This is a genomic window from Pseudomonas sp. WC2 (assembly GCF_050586545.1).
GTDB lineage: Bacteria > Pseudomonadota > Gammaproteobacteria > Pseudomonadales > Pseudomonadaceae > Aquipseudomonas.
The window spans coordinates 183405-198945 of the sequence record NZ_JBOBDR010000010.1 but is presented as its reverse complement, the minus strand read 5'-3'; the positions used below and the strand labels follow the sequence as shown (position 1 = coordinate 198945).

The following is a 15541-nucleotide window of genomic DNA, read 5'->3' as shown; positions in this document are numbered from 1 at the left end:
ATCGGCTAATGCAAAGCTCGGTTTGCCCGGGCCTGCGGCGCACCCTAGAATGCCCCGATGCGCGATGATCTCTCCCTTCTGCTGAACTCCCTCAACGATGCCCAACGCCAGGCCGTAGCAGCCCCCGTTGGCCGTCAGTTGGTCCTGGCCGGTGCTGGCTCCGGTAAAACCCGAGTGCTGGTGCACCGTATCGCCTGGTTGATCCAGGTCGAAAACGCCTCGCCCCACTCCATCCTGTCGGTGACCTTCACCAACAAAGCCGCTGCCGAGATGCGTCATCGCATCGAGCAGTTGCTGGGGATCAACCCGGCCGGCATGTGGGTCGGCACCTTCCACGGCCTGGCGCACCGCTTGCTGCGGGCGCACTGGCAGGAAGCGGGCCTGAGCCAGACTTTCCAGATTCTCGACAGCGACGACCAGCAACGGCTGGTCAAGCGGGTGATCCGCGAGTTGGGTCTGGACGAGCAACGCTGGCCGGCGCGCCAGGCGCAGTGGTTCATCAACGGTCAGAAAGACGAAGGTCTGCGTCCGCAACACATTCAGGCCAGCGGCGATTTGTACCTGGCGACCATGCGCGGCATCTACGAAGCCTACGAGGCGGCGTGTCTGCGTGCCGGCGTCATCGACTTCTCCGAACTGCTCCTGCGCGCCCTCGACTTGTGGCGCGATCATCCAGGCCTGTTGGCGCACTACCAAAAGCGCTTCCGGCATATTCTGGTGGACGAGTTCCAGGACACCAACGCCGTGCAGTACGCCTGGTTGCGTCTGCTCGGCAAGGGCGGCGACAGCCTGATGGTGGTCGGCGACGACGACCAGTCGATTTACGGCTGGCGCGGCGCGAAGATCGAGAACATCCATCAGTATTCTTCGGACTTCCCGGATTCCGAAACCATTCGTCTGGAACAGAATTACCGCTCTACCGCCGGTATCCTGAAGGCTGCCAACGCGCTGATCGCCAATAACACCGGGCGTCTGGGCAAAGAGCTGTGGACCGACGGCGGCGACGGCGAAGCGATCAATCTGTACGCCGCGTTCAACGAACACGACGAAGCACGCTATGTTGTCGAAACCATCGAAAGCGCGCTGAAAACCGGCTTGGCCCGTAGCGATATCGCGATTCTGTACCGCTCCAACGCCCAATCGCGCGTTCTGGAAGAAGCCCTGCTACGTGAACGCATTCCATACCGCATCTATGGCGGCCAGCGCTTCTTCGAACGTGCGGAAATCAAGAACGCCATGGCCTACCTGCGTCTGCTCGAAGGTCGCGGCAACGATGCGGCGCTGGAACGGGTGATCAACGTACCGGCCCGTGGCATCGGTGAGAAAACCGTCGAGGCGATCCGCGAGCACGCGCGCCACAGCGATGTGTCGATGTGGGAAGCGATGCGCCAACTGGTGGCCAATAAAGGCCTGACCGGTCGCGCCGCCGGCGCGTTGGGTGCGTTCATCGAGCTGATCGAAAACCTCGCCGCCAAGTGCATGGAAATGCCACTGCACCTGATGACGCAAACCGTCATCGAGCAATCGGGCCTCATTGCCTATCACGAGGCGGAAAAAGGCGAGAAAGGCCAGGCCCGGGTAGAAAACCTTGAGGAACTGGTCAGCGCCGCGCGCAACTTCGAGAACACCGAAGAAGACGAAGACCTGACCCCACTGGCGGCATTCCTCGGCCATGCTTCGCTGGAGGCCGGTGACACCCAGGCCGACGAGCACGAAGACAGCATTCAGCTGATGACCCTGCACAGCGCCAAAGGTCTGGAATTTCCTTACGTGTTCCTCGTGGGCATGGAAGAAGGCCTGTTCCCGCACAAGATGAGCCTGGAAGAACCGGGACGTCTTGAGGAAGAACGGCGTTTGGCCTATGTCGGTATCACCCGGGCGATGCAGAATCTGGTGATGACCTACGCGGAAACCCGTCGTCTGTACGGCAGCGAAACCTATAACAAGGTCTCGCGTTTCGTACGCGAAGTGCCGAAAGGTCTGATTCAGGAAGTGCGCCTGTCGAACAGCGTCAGCCGACCGTTCGGCGGCAACCAGTCGATGAGCGGCAGCAACCTGTTCAGCGGCAGCGAAATCCCGGAGACGGGTTTCAGCCTCGGTCAGGCGGTACGCCATTCGATCTTTGGTGACGGCGTGATCCTCAACTTCGAGGGCGCCGGAGCACAGGCGCGGGTGCAGGTGAACTTCAGCGAAGGCAGTAAGTGGCTGATGCTCGGTTACGCCAAGCTGGAAGCTATTTAACGCCTGTCTTGCTTTTCTGTAGGAGTGAGCCTGCTCGCGATATCGGTCTGTCATTCAATGAATTTGTTGACTGACACTCCGACTTCGCGAGCAGGCTCGCCCCCACAGGGTTCGCTGTTCTGAGCAACAATCTCGCTGAACCTATCCCCTTTTCCTACAGACAAAAGTACATAGGCTGATTGCCTCGCGAAGCTGAACGCAACCTGTCAGGCAAAAGCCCGAAACACTCTCTCGCTAGCCAGTAACACTTCAGCTGTGCAACATGGCGCGCGTGTCTCCACAAAACGGGAATTCCCTTTATGAAACGTTTTCTTAGCATCGCCATGGCGTTGTGCATCGGCCTGACGATGAGCCTCGACGCCAATGCCAAGCGCTTTGGTGGCGGCAAAAGCGCCGGCGCTGCGCCGTCGCACCAGACCAGCCAGATGGCTCCTTCTTCTCCAGGCGTCGGCGGTGCCGCTGCAACCGCGGGTGCTGCCGGTGCCGCAGGCGCTGCGGCCAAGGCCGGCGGTGCTTCGAAATGGCTCGGCCCTCTGGCCGGTATCGCCGCCGGTGGCCTGCTCGCGTCCATGTTCATGGGCGGCGGCTTCCAAGGCATGCAGATCTTCGACATCCTGATCATGGCCGTGATCGCGTTCGTGATCTTCCGTTTCATCGCCGCACGTCGACGCAAGCAGCAGGAGCAGTTCGCTCCGGCCGGCGCGCCAATGCAGCGTGAAGCGTTCGAGCAGAAGCCTGCTGCCATGGGTTCGATCTTCGGCGGTTCGGCTGCACCTGCTGCCGCTCGTCCGGTGATCAACGCGCCGGCCTGGTTCAACGAGCAGAGCTTCCTTGAAGCTGCGCGTAGCCACTTCCAGTCGCTGCAGCAGCACTGGGACGCCAACGAAATGGACAAGATCGCCGAGTTCGTGACCCCGCAAATGCTCGAGTTCCTCAAGCGTGAGCGTGCGGATCTGGGCGACGCGTTCCAGTCGACCTACATCGACAACCTCCAGGTTCAACTGGATGGCGTGGATGATCGTGCCGACAAGACCATCGCCACCCTGACCTTCAGCGGTGTGTCGAAGTCTTCGCGCTTCGATCAGGGCGAAGTGTTCAGCGAGAGCTGGAACATGGAACGTCCGCAGGGCGAGAACCAGCCTTGGCTGGTCGCCGGTATCCGCCAGAACGGCTGATCCCCTCGCACGGTTCACTTGCTGTAATAAAAACCCCAGCCTCGGCTGGGGTTTTCTATTTCGCGGTTGCATCTATAGCGAGCTACTGTATAAACCGGCCCATATAAACCGCGCCATTCAAGCAAGAGGATCCCGGACGTGGAAGAAATCATCGAACAACTGCGTGAAGCCAACGAACCCGTGCCGGTTCCTTTGGAATTGCCTGACGAAGACCAACTGGTGGAAGTCGAAGAAGAACTGTTCATCAACATTCCGTTCGTCTTCAAAGAATTTTTACTGACCGTCAGCGACGTGGTGTACGGCAGCCTGGAGCCGGTGACTGTCACCGACCCGCAATCGCATACCTATCTGCCGGACGTTGCGGCCAATGCCTGGGACATCGGCGTACCGCGTGACCTGATCCCGATCTGCCAGGATGGTGAGAACTACTACTGCGTCGAAGAAGACGGCACTGTGGTGCTGTGGTCCGGCGAAGAAGAGCTGATCACCGAAGAGTCCTGGGAGTCGGTGTGGCACTGGGCGCGGGACGTCTGGCTGGAAAGCTGATCGGCCAGCCGCCCCGGTGGGTCAATGCCCCGACGACTCCTTGTGGTTGTCGAGGGTTTCCAGCAGCGCCACCTGCATCCGCGTGTGCACGCGGATGAACCAGCGCCAGAGCAACGCCGCCACGGCGGCCGCGACCACGGCGATCAGCACCAGCAACTTGTTGGTCGGCAGAATACTGGCCGACAAGGCTGCCAACAGCAGGAAAATCACCAGCAGCGAGAGAATCGGGATCACTTCGGAGATCACCCGGCGCACTCGCTGCGTGTGCCGCCCGGCCATTTCCGGCTTCACGCCCATCTCCGCCAACAGCATCGACAGCGCCTTGAGCTTGCGATAAGCCGCGATCAGGAACGGCAACGACAGCAGCAACGCCCCACCCCAGATCAACGCCTTCTGCCAGCTCGGATCGGCAATCCAATCCTGCAGCCAGGTGGAAAGTCGTCCGGCGAAAAATGCGCCGCTAAAGAAGATCGCGATCACCAGCGCCAGATTGACCCCGACTTGCAGGAGGATCTTGCGGATAATCGACGCCAGCATTGCGCCCTCGCCTTGCGGCTGAATGCTGCGCAGCCATTCGCCGTACATGCCCAGCACACGACCAAGAGGCTTGGGCACCGCCGCTGACAGCTTGATCGACAGCGGATCCGCCGCACGAATCAGGTACGGTGTCAGCAATGTGGTGATCACCGAAACGGCCACCGCGACCGGATAGAGGAAGTTGCTGGTGACCTGCAACGTCATGCCCAGCGCGGCGATGATGAAGGAAAATTCGCCAATCTGTGACAGCCCCATCCCCACACGCAGTGAGGTGCGTCCGTCATTCCCAGCGATAAACGCCCCGAGGCCGCAGGACAACATCTTGCCCAACACCACGGCGACGGTGATGACTGCGATTGGCCACGCGTATTCGAGAAGAATCATCGGGTCGAGCATCAGGCCGATGGCGACGAAGAAAATCGCACTGAACAGATCGCGCACCGGTTCGATCAGACGCTCGATTTTCAGCAATTGCCGGGACTCGGCCATGATCGCGCCGATCAGGAAGGCGCCGAGCACCATGCTGTATTCAAGTTTGACGACCAACAGGCAGAAGCCGAAACACAAGCCCAGCACGGTGATCAGCAACATCTCATTGCTTTCGAATTTCGCCACGTAAGCCAGCAGGCGCGGCACGAGCAGAATGCCAATGACCAGCGCAACGATCATGAACAGCGAGAGTTTGCCGACCGTGGAAAACACTTCGCCTGAACTGACCGTGCCGCTGACGGCGATGCTCGATAGCAGCGCGATGATGCCGATGCCGAGAATGTCTTCCACGATCAACACGCCGAAGATCAACTGCGCAAAGCGCTCGTTCTTCATCTTCAGGTCATTGAGTGCCTTGACGATGATGGTCGTCGAGGAGATCGCCAGAATTGCGCCGAGGAACAACGAGTCCATGGTGTTCCAGTCGAACCACTGGCCGATTTCGTAGCCGATCCAGATCATCAGGACGATTTCGAGGAACGCTGCGATAAACGCCGTTGCACCGACCTTGAACAGCTTGCGCAGGCTGAACTCCAGCCCGAGGCAGAACATCAGGAAAATCACTCCCAGCTCGGCAAGGGTCTTGATGGTTTCTTCGTCGTGGATCAGGCCGAACGGCGGTGTGTGCGGGCCGATGATGAAGCCGGCGACAATGTAGCCCAGCACCACCGGCTGCTTGAAGCGGTGGAACAACACGGTCACTACACCCGCGACCAACATGATCACTGCCAGGTCCTGAATAAAACTGATGGCATGCATGGCGTGGGCTCCTTGAATGACGAGGCTCGCGAGCAGACGTCTGAAAAGTCTGAGCGAGCTAAGTAAAAATCCGCTTTTCGTGTGGGAATTGCCCTTGGGATGGGCTTTTGCAGGTTAACACCGCGACTTGCGGCTGGAAGGCGGTGCAATATATGGAAACAGATCGATCCCGGCGTGACGGCTCGCCGTTGCCCGGCGTCCCGATAACGGTGCTTTTGAAAAGCGACCAGGCACCCGCAGAGGTGCCTCCAGAAACCAGCCTTGATCCGTGAGAACGTTATGGAACCCGGAAACGCCCAGCTGTCGATGACGGTACTGATGACCCCCGACATGGCCAACTTCTCTGGCAATGTCCACGGCGGCACCCTGCTCAAATACCTCGACGAAGTGGCTTATGCCTGCGCGAGCCGCTATGCCGGCCGCTACGTGGTGACCCTGTCGGTGGATCAGGTGATTTTCCGCGAGCCGATTCACGTCGGCGAACTGGTGACTTTCCTCGCGTCGGTCAACTACACCGGCAACACCTCGATGGAAGTCGGCATCAAAGTCGTCACGGAAAACATCCGCGAACGCTCGGTGCGCCACACCAACAGCTGCTTCTTCACCATGGTCGCGGTGGATGACCAGCGCAAGCCGGCCGCCGTGCCGCCGCTGCAACCGCAGAACAGCGAAGACAAACGTCGGTATATGCAGGCGCAACAGCGTCGGCAGATTCGTCAGGAGCTGGAGAAGCGCTATCAGGAGATCAAGGGCGACGCCTGAGATTTATAGCGATCCGATGACCGCTTTCGCGAGCAAGCTCGCTCCCAAAAAGTTGACGGGGTACCTGTGGGAGCGAGCTTGCTCGCGAATGGGCGTAACGCGCTCTTACAGGCTGATCGCAGTAGCCTCGAACTTCACCCGCGGATGCGCAATTCGATCCTGCGCCCGCACCAGCTGCAACTCATAACTGGCGCACGCCTGAGTCTCCAGTAGCACCTCATGCACAGCCGCAGCCGTGAATTCAAACGCCGCCACCAAGCTGTCACCCAACAACACCCGCGCCAGAAACAGACCGGAGGTCAGATCGCCCACGCCGACCGGCTGACGCGGAAACGCCAGTAACGGACGGCGCAGATGCCAACTGCCTTCTGCCGTCACCAGCAACATTTCGAAGCCATCCGCCGGTTTGCCCGGGTAATCCAGATGCTTGACCAGCACTGCTTTCGGACCGCGCGCGAGCAGCGCCCTTGCCATCGCGAGGCAATCGAACAGCGACTGCGGTTTGCGCCCGGAGAAGCTGTCCAGCTCCAACTGGTTCGGGCACATGATGTCCGCCACGGCCGCCGCCTCGTCCAGCAGGAAGTCGCTGACCTCGGTGGGTACGCTGCAGCCCTTCTCCGGGTGACCCATCACCGGATCACATAGATACAACGCCTTCGGATTGACCGATTTGATCCGCTCGACGCCGCTGAGAATCGCCCGGCCCTGCGCCGCGCTGCCGAGGTAGCCGGACAGCACCGCATCGCAGTTGCCCAACTCGCCAATCGCCGCGATGCCTTCAACCAGCTCGGGAATCTGCTGCGGCGCCAGCACTTCGCCGGCCCATTGGCCGTACTGGGTGTGGTTGGAAAACTGCACGGTGTTGAGCGGCCAGACATTGACCCCGACCCGCTGCATCGGAAAAACCGCCGCGCTGTTGCCGGCGTGGCCGAACACGACGTGGGACTGAATGGCGAGCAGATGAGGCGTACGTTTCATTCGGGGCATTCCGTAAAACGATTGAAATTCAAGCCGCGCAGTATGCGACGAAACGCAGCCTGTACGACAGACCGGCGACGCAGTTAAGCTGACGCTATCTTTTGGAGTTTGATGTTGATGCTGAGCCTCGAAAACATCTTTGTGCTGATGCTGTTCGCCGCGGCCGGCGCCTGGCTATGGCACAACCACGGCTTGCGCGAGCGGGCGCTGGAGCGGGTCAAACAGCATTGCCTGAACGTGCGCGTCGAGTTGCTCGACGGCAACGTTGCACTGAAGAAGATCGGCTTCATAAAGGATGCCAACGGTCGCCGCCGCTTGGCGCGGGTGTACAACTTCGAATTCACCGTGACCGGTGAAACCCGGCATAACGGCACCATCACCCAGTTTGGCGCGCACAGTGCGCAGATCGAGCTGGCGCCCTACCCGGCCCCGTTCGACGATACGCCGCCGGTGGTTGAGGTCCAGCGGCCGCGTGCGGAAGTTATTGAGCTGAGTCAGTGGCGGCAGGAACACACGAAGTGGAAGCCTTGAGCTGATTCACTTTGTTTGGCATTGCGCCAAACCCTTCTGCAACTGATCAATATTTTGCGGTTCGACGAAGATCAGTTCTATTCGCGAATCTTTTCGCCATTCGCTGGCTTGCCAGATCAGCTCGGCATTATCCAAGGCATTCGCAGACAGCCAGCCATCCTGGGTCTGGATCACCAGTTTCGCCCGCTTCGAATCGAGGCCGGTTAGCCAGTCGGTAATGCGTTGCTTGTCGAACATCTGACTCGGATGCCAACGCCAGCCAATACTCCAGCCGCCCTCCTGCGCCTGACTCAGGCAGATCGGCACAGCCGGATCGCTCCAGACTGCCGGCATTTGCCCTAATCCTCCGGGCACGACCAGATTATCCGCGCCAGTGATCGCTTTCGCAGCCAAACCCGGCAATTCGCTCAAAAGCAATTGCGCCTGCTGCGTCCAGATCAGCCTGACTGGCGGCAACTCGCTCGTCATTCGCGCGCGCACAGTTTCATCAAGGTTTTCCGCCTTGTTCAGCAGCAACAGTCCGGCGCTGGCCAAGGCTTCCTGTTGCGCTGCCGGCAACGCTTTCCCCGCGTGCAGCGCCTGCGCATCCAGCACCAGCACACACGGCTGAACCGCTAGCACGCCCAGCCATGGCGCCTCATTCAGCTGCTTGAGCAACTGCGCCGGATGTCCCAGCCCGGACGGCTCGATGAACAATCGATCAGGCTTGGCCTTGCGCAACAAACGCCCAAGGCCAATCTGAAACGGCGCGCCATTGACGCAACACAGGCAGCCCCCGGCCACTTCGCCCAGTGCGATACCATCGGCGTCAGTCGTCAGCAGTGCGGCGTCGAGGCCGATCTGGCCGAACTCGTTGATCAGCACCGCCCAGCGCTCGCCTGCGGGCCGCTGCGCCATGAGCTGGCGAATCAGGCTGGTCTTGCCGGCACCCAAAGGGCCAGCAATGACATGGGTAGGAATGTTCTGCAACATGGCCGGGAGCTTTCTTGGGAGATTCAAAGATGCGTTGGTTGGGATGGTCGTTGCTGTTGGCGTCACTGTCGAGCGAAGTGTGGGCCCAGGCTTGTGTGGTGCACAGTCAGGGCGAGCGGCTCGACGTCAAAGTCTGTCAGCAGAACCGCAATATTCCGCAGAAACTGTTCAACGACGGTTTCTGCCAACCAACGCTGGCCGGGCAGAAAGTCGAGGTGCAGTACGTCGATGAATGCCCGAGCGGTGCGTTCGGTGTGTGCAGCAACGCGCAAGTCGCCAATATGCCTTATCGCCAGGACATCCACTATTACGGTGTTGCCACTGACGCGGCGTATTTGAAGCCGTATTGCGAAGGCCACAGCCAAGGGTCTTGGCTCAAGCCTTAACCGAGCCAGTCTAAAGTCAGTATTAATCGGCGCTCGCCAGCGGCCGGTTGCGGCGAGCGATGGATGAGTCCGAAGCCTTCATTGCCGTGCCATTTCTCGCCTTTCAATAGCGCGACTGCACCGCTGTCGAGTTGCTGAACCTGTGCTTGGGGCTCGGCGTTTGCCTGCCCCAGTTGCGCTCTATCCATTGCACCTTCCTTGAGCCATTGGCTGCCGGCGCCGGCGTACGTGGTGATCAGCCTCACCGGCACGTGATCGACGTGAAAGCGCGGGCACATGGCTTTATCGAGCACCCGCAGGCGCAGGCCAATGCGTTTGGCGCCCAGCAAGCAGGCGAAGGCGCTGACCAGCCATTTCAGATCTTCCATAAAGCCTTCGTAGCCTTCCAGGTCACGGAAGCCTGACGCCAGTCCGGCGAGATCAGGCTCTGCGTCTTCATCAGCCATTTCCAGACATAACGACTCCGCCAAAGGCTCGTTAAGCGACAACAGCAAGTCGGCGAACTCGCGGATGTGCAGCGGCACTTGGCGCTGCCAGACGGCAAGGTTTATGTCGTCCTGGAGAATTCGTGTCAGCGCCTTGGGTGACGAGCCTTGATGCTGATGGCGCGTGCGGTTTTGCAAAAGTTTGAGGGCGAGCATCAGGCGGCCTCTTCATGCCAAGGACCGAATGGATCCGCCAGCAAACGCCAACCCTCGACGCCGAGGGCCATTTCCTCATCGGTGAGCAGGCAGTCATCCAGTTCGTCGGAAAGCTGTAGGAAATCGATGTTCTGACCGATGAAAACCAGCTCTTGGCGACAGTCTCCTACGCTTGGGGTCCAGTTTTCCATGATCGCTGCGGTGCTTTCCTGATCCTGTGGCCACTGGTTTTTCGGCACGAAACGCCACCAGCGTCCGGCGAATCCGTGGCGCATCAAACCGCCGGCCTGCGACCAACTTCCCGCGTCTGTAGGTTTGCTTGCCAACCAGAAGAAACCTTTGGAGCGCAGCAACTTGCCGTTCAGCCACGGACGGTCGATGAAGCTGAAAAAACGCTGCGGGTGAAAGGGCCGGCGCGCGCGGTAGGCCGTGGATGCGATGCCGTATTCATCGGTTTCCGGCACGTGCTCACCGCGCAATTCCTGCAGCCAGCCCGGTGCTTGCGCGGCTTTCTCGAAGTCGAAACGACCGGTATTGAGGATCTTCTCCAGCGGCACCTCGCCCATCACCATCGGAATGATTTCGGCTTGGGCGTTGAGGCGTTTGAGGATGGCGATCAACTCCTCACGCTCGGGCTGGCTGATCAGGTCGATCTTGCTGATCAACAGCACGTCGGCGAACTCAATCTGCTCGATCAACAGGTCGGTGATGGAGCGCTCGTCTTCCTCGCCCAGAATCTCGCCGCGTGAGGCGAGACTTTCTGCAGCTTGGTAGTCCGGCAGGAAATTCACACCGTCGACTACAGTGACCATCGTGTCGAGACGCGCGATGTCGGAGAGGCTTTGCCCGTGCTCATCGCGGAAGGTGAAGGTCTCTGCGACCGGCAAAGGTTCGGAAATGCCGGTGGATTCGATCAGCAAATAATCGAAGCGACCTTCACGGGCAAGTTTGCTCACTTCTTCGAGCAAATCCTCGCGTAACGTACAGCAGATACAGCCGTTGCTCATTTCGACGATTTTTTCTTCTGCACGGTTCAGGCTGACATCACGCTGGACTTCGATGCCATCGATGTTGATTTCGCTCATGTCATTGACGATGACCGCTACGCGAAGACCCTTTCGGTTACGTAGTACGTAATTCAAAAGTGTACTTTTTCCGGCGCCCAAAAATCCTGAAAGTACGGTGACGGGCAATTCGGCTGACATTGGATAATTCTCTTTGGATAGCAGCCGATTGGCGCATTTGCTAGCGCCTGGCGTTTTGCTGCTTCATACGATGGATTTGCTGAAGGTAAACGCTTTAATCGATCCGCTCAGGCTAGGTTACGATTTATGTTATAGTATAACAACGCAAATACACCAGCCCTGCTCTTGTCTTACGCGACAAAGCGCAGGAAGCTGAGCCACCCCGCTGCGGAAATCGCGATGAAAACTGCGCTGAAATGCACCCTGTTGGGCCTAGGCATGATGGTCTTCGGCAATGCATGGGCGCAGATACCGGAGCTCGCGACCTGCACACGCAGCGCCAACTTGCTGGCCTGCGTGGACGCAGACGGCAACGCTTACAGCGTGAATACCGTCGGCAGCACGCTTTACCTGCGGGGATTTGAAAAGAACGGCCAGCGTTACTGGGCTCAAACCAACAGCCGCTTCGGCCAACTGACGTTCTTCACGGGCATCGCTTCGGACGGTGAAGCATGGGTTGGCTATACCCGTCGCGTTGGCTGGACGACCATCAACCGCTTTTCCAGCTCGGGTGGCAACAGCGCGAAGTTCACCTGCAGTCGAATCGCCGGCTGCTAGGCCTGGGCATTTTGCTGTTCCTTCTGCCAGGCGAGATAGCTGTCGATGGGCGGATTCTTCTGAAAGTAACGCTGCAGACCTTCAAATAAACCATCCGCTATAGCCTGTTGATGCCGCGCCGTGACCAATCGTTGACTGTCGCGCGCATTAGAAATGAAGCCTGTCTCAACAAGAATTGACGGCACGTCAGGCGATTTCAATACCGCGAATCCGGCTTGTTCCACGCGCTTCTGATGCAGGGTGGTGATGCCAGCCAGGCTGCCGAGAACCGTGTTACCAAGCTGCAAACTCGCAGCAATCGTCGCGTTCATGGACATGTCGAGAATTACTCCGGCGAGCATTGGATCTTTGTCCTTGAGATTGAGCAGACGGGTGGCGCCAAGCAGATCCGCGCCGTTCTCACGCTGCGCCATGAAACGCGCCGTCGCGGATGTAGCGCCACCCTCCGACAGGCAATACACCGAGGCTCCCGAAGCAGTCAGCCGCGGCGCAGCATCAGCGTGCACCGAGATAAACATATCGGCTTTATGCTGACGGGCAATCTCCACGCGCTTACGTAAAGGCACGAAGAAGTCGTCATTGCGCACCAGTTTTACGTCGAATCCTTTCTCCTTTTTCAGGCGTTTGGTGAGTAGCTGAGCAATGGAAAGCACCACATCTTTTTCCCGCTCACCTTTCGCGCCGACCGCTCCGGGGTCCTTTCCGCCATGTCCTGGGTCGACAACTACGATGATGTCGCGCTTCGGATGAATGCCGATCCGAGGTGTTTCACGTGGAACCATTGGCGACCTAGGCGCCGTTTTCGCGTTGACTAAATCCAGAACCAGTCGATGACTCTGGCCGTCCTGCGGCGCCAAAAGGAAGCTGTTGAGCAGTACGGGATTGCTCAGATCGAGAACAATTCGCGTATCTACCCGGCCAAAAGGCCCGGATCGAATCGAATCGAATCGAACGAATCATCGTGCCATCCAGCGCTAACTGGCCGAAGTCTGCGCTCAGGCTTGCCCCGGACACATTAATAATCAGCCGTTCCGGAGCGCTGAGCGTGAACGTTTTGTATTGCACCGGGCCGCTCAAATCGAATACCAGTCGTAGCTTTTCATCAGAACGCCAAAGCCGCGCGCTGCGAATTTGCGTCGCCGAAACACTGAAAGGAAGGGCGAAGACCGCGCTGCCCAGAATCAAATTAAGCAGATGGCGTCTGTGCATATGAAAGCCTGTTCATGAAAAAGGCATCGTGATTCGAACTGTTATAATGTAACATCGAATTCAATCAACACGATGGTCCCGAACATGAATTCGATGACACTCCCGGATATCGCCGCGCAATTCGCTCGCCAAGCCCTACCGCTCGAATGGGTGGGCATGCACGGCATCGCGTTACCTGTTTTATTGGAAGGCCAACGCTTGAGTGCGAAGGTTGATGCGGGGGTAAGTCTGGATGATGGCGAGGCACGTGGCATTCATATGTCCCGGCTGTACCTGGCACTGGAGGCGCTCGAACAGGAGAACCTGTCCCCTGCCCTCCTGCATCAGGTACTCAAGCATTTCCTCATGACTCACGAAGGCTTATCGAACTGTGCCTATCTGAATATACACACCAACTTACTGCTCAAGAGACCCGCACTGATCAGCCCATTAGCCGGTTGGAAATCCTATCCAACTACGATTTCGGGAAGCCTCAAAAACCAGATGTTCCACGTGGAACTCAAAATCGATGTGCCCTATTCGTCCACGTGCCCATGTTCCGCAGCCTTGGCACGACAGTTGATTCAGCAACAATTCATCGACGACTTCGCCAATAAATCTATTCAGCACGCAGACATTCTGGCTTGGCTCGGCTCGACTAAAGGGATCGTCGCCACGCCTCATAGCCAACGCAGCACCGCGCAATTGCACCTTCACCTTGACGAATTCATCGATGAATTACCGCTCAGCGTGATCATCAATGACGCCGAAGCTGCCCTCGGCACCGCCGTGCAAACCGCCGTAAAGCGCGCAGACGAACAAGCCTTTGCCCTCGCCAACGGACAGAACCTGATGTTCTGCGAGGACGCCGCACGCCGACTGAACCTAGCGCTTCGCAGAACTCCCGGCATCAACCAATTCCATCTTCGGGTGATCCACGCCGAAAGCCTTCACGCTCATGACGCCGTCGCTGAAAGCCACTGGCAGCGCGAGCAAGCATGATTCGCTGCCAAGCCCTGAGCTGGGGCGCACCTGGCCAACCGTTAACGTCCCCTCTGAATCTTGAGCTGGAGAGCGGCAGCCTGACAGCCATCATCGGAGCTAACGGCTGCGGCAAGAGCAGCCTGTTGAAGGTCATCGCCGGGTTGCAAAAACCTTTGGCAGGAAAAGTCACCCTGAGTGTTCCACGTCAAAGCGGATTGTCCTTCCTGCCTCAACAGCAACACTTGGATCGCCAGTTCCCCATAAGCCTGGAAGAACTGATCTCCGCAGGATTTTGGGGACGTCGACTTTCCACCCATCTGCGCGCACAACGCCTCAGAAACGCCTTGGAAAACTGGCACCTGAGCGGCCTCGAACGACGACCACTCATGGCGCTGTCGGGTGGTGAATTACAACGCGCCTTGCTGGCCCGCTTGAGTCTGACCGATGCTCCCGTTCACCTCCTCGACGAACCCCACGCCGCTCTTGATGAACTCGGCCAACAACTACTCTGGCAACACATCCACGCTTGGCATAAAGAAGGTCGAACACTGGTCGTCGTGTGCCATGACCTCGCCGCCGTACGCCAACACATCCCGCAAACCTTGCTGATCAAAAACCGTGAATGCGTGTACGGCGCCAGCGTCGAACTGATCCAGCAAACGCCTCAAACGCAGGTGGCCTGATGCTCGCCGTCACCCACTTCTGGCAGCCGTTCAACGAGTTCGTATTCATGCGCCGTGCGCTATTGGGCGGTTTGGTCTTGGCCTGCAGCACAGCGCCACTCGGCGTATTTTTGATTCTGAGGAGGATGAGCCTGATCGGTGACGCGGTTGCCCACGGCATCCTCCCCGGTGCCGCACTAGGTTTCTGGTTCGCCGGTTTGAGTCTTCCCGCCCTAACAATCGGCGGCCTCGGCGCCGGCCTGAGCATGGCCGGACTCGCCGCATGGATCACCCGCCGCACCGGTCTGCGCGAGGACGCCAGCCTCGCCGCGATCTATCCGATCTCACTCGCCAGCGGCGTGCTGATTCTCGGCATCGCCGGCAAACGCCTCGACCTGCTTCATCTGCTGTTCGGCTCAGCATTGGCCGTCGACGGTCCGACCCTAACCGGCATGTTGTGGGTCTCGGGATTCAGCCTGATCGCCATGTCGCTGATCTATAAACCGCTGCTGCTCGACACCCTCGACCCACTGTTTCTCAGAACCGTCAGCCGCCTCGGACCACTTGCTCACGGCGTATTTCTGACCCTGGTGGTGCTCAATCTGGTGATCGGTTTCCAGGCCATCGGCGCGTTGATGGTGGTCGGACTGATGATGCTCCCCGCCGCAGCTTCGCGATTCTGGAGTCGCCGGCTGCCGATCCTGATAGCCATTGCCGCCGTCATCGGATGCCTCTCGGTGTGGTTCGGCCTACTGCTGTCGTTCTACTACTCGCTGCCGAGCGGCCCGGCCATCGTGCTGGTCGCAGGCGCCGGTTATCTGCTGTCGGTGGTGTTCGGGCCGGTTCACGGTCTGCTGCGCCGCCCGCCTTTGCTCACATCCCAATGAG

15 protein-coding genes and 1 pseudogene are annotated in these 15541 nt (G+C 58.9%); 10 read left to right on the top strand and 6 right to left on the bottom strand.

What is annotated here, in order from left to right; genetic code table 11:
• Nucleotides 1-57 precede the first annotated feature (57 nt).
• The 3 genes from uvrD to ACQ4OE_RS14710 all read left to right on the top strand — a co-directional run bounded on the left by uvrD (nt 58) and on the right by ACQ4OE_RS14710 (nt 3962).
• Nucleotides 58-2241 (top strand): DNA helicase II, encoded by a 2184-nt coding sequence (uvrD, locus tag ACQ4OE_RS14720; RefSeq protein ID WP_430947049.1) that lies wholly within the window; start codon nt 58-60, stop codon nt 2239-2241.
• Between the two features lie 299 nt (nt 2242-2540).
• On the top strand, nt 2541-3416 hold the full coding sequence (locus ACQ4OE_RS14715; protein ID WP_430947048.1) for a Tim44 domain-containing protein: 876 nt from the start codon (nt 2541-2543) through the stop codon (nt 3414-3416).
• Nucleotides 3417-3554: 138 nt separating this feature from the next.
• On the top strand, nt 3555-3962 hold the full coding sequence (locus ACQ4OE_RS14710; protein WP_008078852.1) for an SMI1/KNR4 family protein: 408 nt from the start codon (nt 3555-3557) through the stop codon (nt 3960-3962).
• A 21-nt stretch (nt 3963-3983) separates the two neighbouring features.
• On the opposite strand, the gene ACQ4OE_RS14705 is transcribed toward ACQ4OE_RS14710, so the two are convergent.
• Nucleotides 3984-5747 carry a cation:proton antiporter gene (locus tag ACQ4OE_RS14705; RefSeq protein WP_430947047.1) on the bottom strand — a complete coding sequence of 588 codons (1764 nt, stop codon included), beginning with the start codon at nt 5745-5747 and terminating at the stop codon, nt 3984-3986.
• 279 nt (nt 5748-6026) lie between these two features.
• Between ACQ4OE_RS14705 and ACQ4OE_RS14700 the strand changes: the two genes are divergently transcribed.
• Nucleotides 6027-6509, top strand: a complete 483-nt coding sequence (locus tag ACQ4OE_RS14700; protein ID WP_003229693.1) for an acyl-CoA thioesterase — start codon at nt 6027-6029, stop codon at nt 6507-6509.
• Nucleotides 6510-6614: 105 nt separating this feature from the next.
• On the opposite strand, the gene pdxY is transcribed toward ACQ4OE_RS14700, so the two are convergent.
• Nucleotides 6615-7487 (bottom strand): pyridoxal kinase PdxY, encoded by an 873-nt coding sequence (pdxY, locus tag ACQ4OE_RS14695; RefSeq protein ID WP_422608980.1) that lies wholly within the window; start codon nt 7485-7487, stop codon nt 6615-6617.
• Between the two features lie 117 nt (nt 7488-7604).
• On the opposite strand from pdxY, the gene ACQ4OE_RS14690 reads away from it, so the two are divergent.
• On the top strand, nt 7605-8018 hold the full coding sequence (locus ACQ4OE_RS14690; protein ID WP_430947046.1) for a DUF3301 domain-containing protein: 414 nt from the start codon (nt 7605-7607) through the stop codon (nt 8016-8018).
• Nucleotides 8019-8024: 6 nt separating this feature from the next.
• Here the strand turns inward: ACQ4OE_RS14690 and ACQ4OE_RS14685 are convergent, their stop codons facing one another.
• Complete coding sequence (locus tag ACQ4OE_RS14685) at nt 8025-8990, bottom strand: CobW family GTP-binding protein (RefSeq protein ID WP_430947045.1); 966 nt, start codon at nt 8988-8990, stop codon at nt 8025-8027.
• 29 nt (nt 8991-9019) lie between these two features.
• Between ACQ4OE_RS14685 and ACQ4OE_RS14680 the strand changes: the two genes are divergently transcribed.
• Complete coding sequence (locus tag ACQ4OE_RS14680) at nt 9020-9376, top strand: NADH:ubiquinone oxidoreductase (protein WP_430947044.1); 357 nt, start codon at nt 9020-9022, stop codon at nt 9374-9376.
• Here the strand turns inward: ACQ4OE_RS14680 and ACQ4OE_RS14675 are convergent.
• Both ACQ4OE_RS14675 and zigA read right to left on the bottom strand, forming a co-directional pair.
• A complete protein-coding gene (locus tag ACQ4OE_RS14675; RefSeq protein ID WP_430947043.1) occupies nt 9373-10017 on the bottom strand; it encodes a DUF1826 domain-containing protein in 645 nt (214 codons plus the stop codon). The genes ACQ4OE_RS14680 and ACQ4OE_RS14675 overlap by 4 nt on opposite strands.
• Nucleotides 10017-11222, bottom strand: a complete 1206-nt coding sequence (gene zigA, locus ACQ4OE_RS14670) for a zinc metallochaperone GTPase ZigA (RefSeq protein ID WP_430947042.1) — start codon at nt 11220-11222, stop codon at nt 10017-10019. Before zigA ends, ACQ4OE_RS14675 begins: the two co-directional genes overlap by 1 nt.
• A 219-nt stretch (nt 11223-11441) precedes the next feature.
• On the opposite strand from zigA, the gene ACQ4OE_RS14665 reads away from it, so the two are divergent.
• Nucleotides 11442-11819 carry a glutamine synthetase gene (locus tag ACQ4OE_RS14665; protein WP_430947041.1) on the top strand — a complete coding sequence of 126 codons (378 nt, stop codon included), beginning with the start codon at nt 11442-11444 and terminating at the stop codon, nt 11817-11819.
• Here ACQ4OE_RS14665 and ACQ4OE_RS14660 read toward each other — a convergent pair.
• A pseudogene (locus ACQ4OE_RS14660) lies at nt 11816-13028 on the bottom strand (N-acetylmuramoyl-L-alanine amidase). The gene ACQ4OE_RS14665 and the pseudogene ACQ4OE_RS14660 overlap by 4 nt on opposite strands.
• A gap of 84 nt (nt 13029-13112) precedes the next feature.
• On the opposite strand from ACQ4OE_RS14660, the gene folE2 reads away from it, so the two are divergent.
• Genes folE2 through ACQ4OE_RS14645 form a run of 3 tightly spaced genes read left to right on the top strand, consistent with a single transcriptional unit; the run spans nt 13113 to nt 15540 of the window.
• Entirely contained in the window at nt 13113-14009 is an 897-nt protein-coding gene (gene folE2 / locus ACQ4OE_RS14655) for a GTP cyclohydrolase FolE2 (RefSeq protein ID WP_430947040.1), read from the top strand.
• A complete protein-coding gene (locus ACQ4OE_RS14650; protein ID WP_430947039.1) occupies nt 14006-14674 on the top strand; it encodes a metal ABC transporter ATP-binding protein in 669 nt (222 codons plus the stop codon). Before folE2 ends, ACQ4OE_RS14650 begins: the two co-directional genes overlap by 4 nt.
• On the top strand, nt 14674-15540 hold the full coding sequence (locus ACQ4OE_RS14645; RefSeq protein WP_430947038.1) for a metal ABC transporter permease: 867 nt from the start codon (nt 14674-14676) through the stop codon (nt 15538-15540). The genes ACQ4OE_RS14650 and ACQ4OE_RS14645 overlap by 1 nt, the downstream gene beginning before the upstream one ends.
• Nucleotide 15541: the final 1 nt, after the last annotated feature.

Bases quoted from the DNA above. Each gene is read 5' to 3' on its own strand.
- ACQ4OE_RS14700 (WP_003229693.1), top strand. From the start codon at position 6,027: ATGGAACCCGGAAACGCCCAGCTGTCGATGACGGTACTGATGACCCCC.
- ACQ4OE_RS14705 (WP_430947047.1), bottom strand. From the start codon at position 5,747: ATGCATGCCATCAGTTTTATTCAGGACCTGGCAGTGATCATGTTGGTC.
- zigA (WP_430947042.1), bottom strand. From the start codon at position 11,222: ATGTCAGCCGAATTGCCCGTCACCGTACTTTCAGGATTTTTGGGCGCC.
- ACQ4OE_RS14645 (WP_430947038.1), top strand. From the start codon at position 14,674: ATGCTCGCCGTCACCCACTTCTGGCAGCCGTTCAACGAGTTCGTATTC.
- pdxY (WP_422608980.1), bottom strand. From the start codon at position 7,487: ATGAAACGTACGCCTCATCTGCTCGCCATTCAGTCCCACGTCGTGTTC.
- ACQ4OE_RS14680 (WP_430947044.1), top strand. From the start codon at position 9,020: ATGCGTTGGTTGGGATGGTCGTTGCTGTTGGCGTCACTGTCGAGCGAA.
- ACQ4OE_RS14675 (WP_430947043.1), bottom strand. From the start codon at position 10,017: ATGCTCGCCCTCAAACTTTTGCAAAACCGCACGCGCCATCAGCATCAA.
- ACQ4OE_RS14715 (WP_430947048.1), top strand. From the start codon at position 2,541: ATGAAACGTTTTCTTAGCATCGCCATGGCGTTGTGCATCGGCCTGACG.
- ACQ4OE_RS14665 (WP_430947041.1), top strand. From the start codon at position 11,442: ATGAAAACTGCGCTGAAATGCACCCTGTTGGGCCTAGGCATGATGGTC.
- ACQ4OE_RS14685 (WP_430947045.1), bottom strand. From the start codon at position 8,990: ATGTTGCAGAACATTCCTACCCATGTCATTGCTGGCCCTTTGGGTGCC.
- ACQ4OE_RS14690 (WP_430947046.1), top strand. From the start codon at position 7,605: ATGCTGAGCCTCGAAAACATCTTTGTGCTGATGCTGTTCGCCGCGGCC.
- folE2 (WP_430947040.1), top strand. From the start codon at position 13,113: ATGAATTCGATGACACTCCCGGATATCGCCGCGCAATTCGCTCGCCAA.
- ACQ4OE_RS14650 (WP_430947039.1), top strand. From the start codon at position 14,006: ATGATTCGCTGCCAAGCCCTGAGCTGGGGCGCACCTGGCCAACCGTTA.
- uvrD (WP_430947049.1), top strand. From the start codon at position 58: ATGCGCGATGATCTCTCCCTTCTGCTGAACTCCCTCAACGATGCCCAA.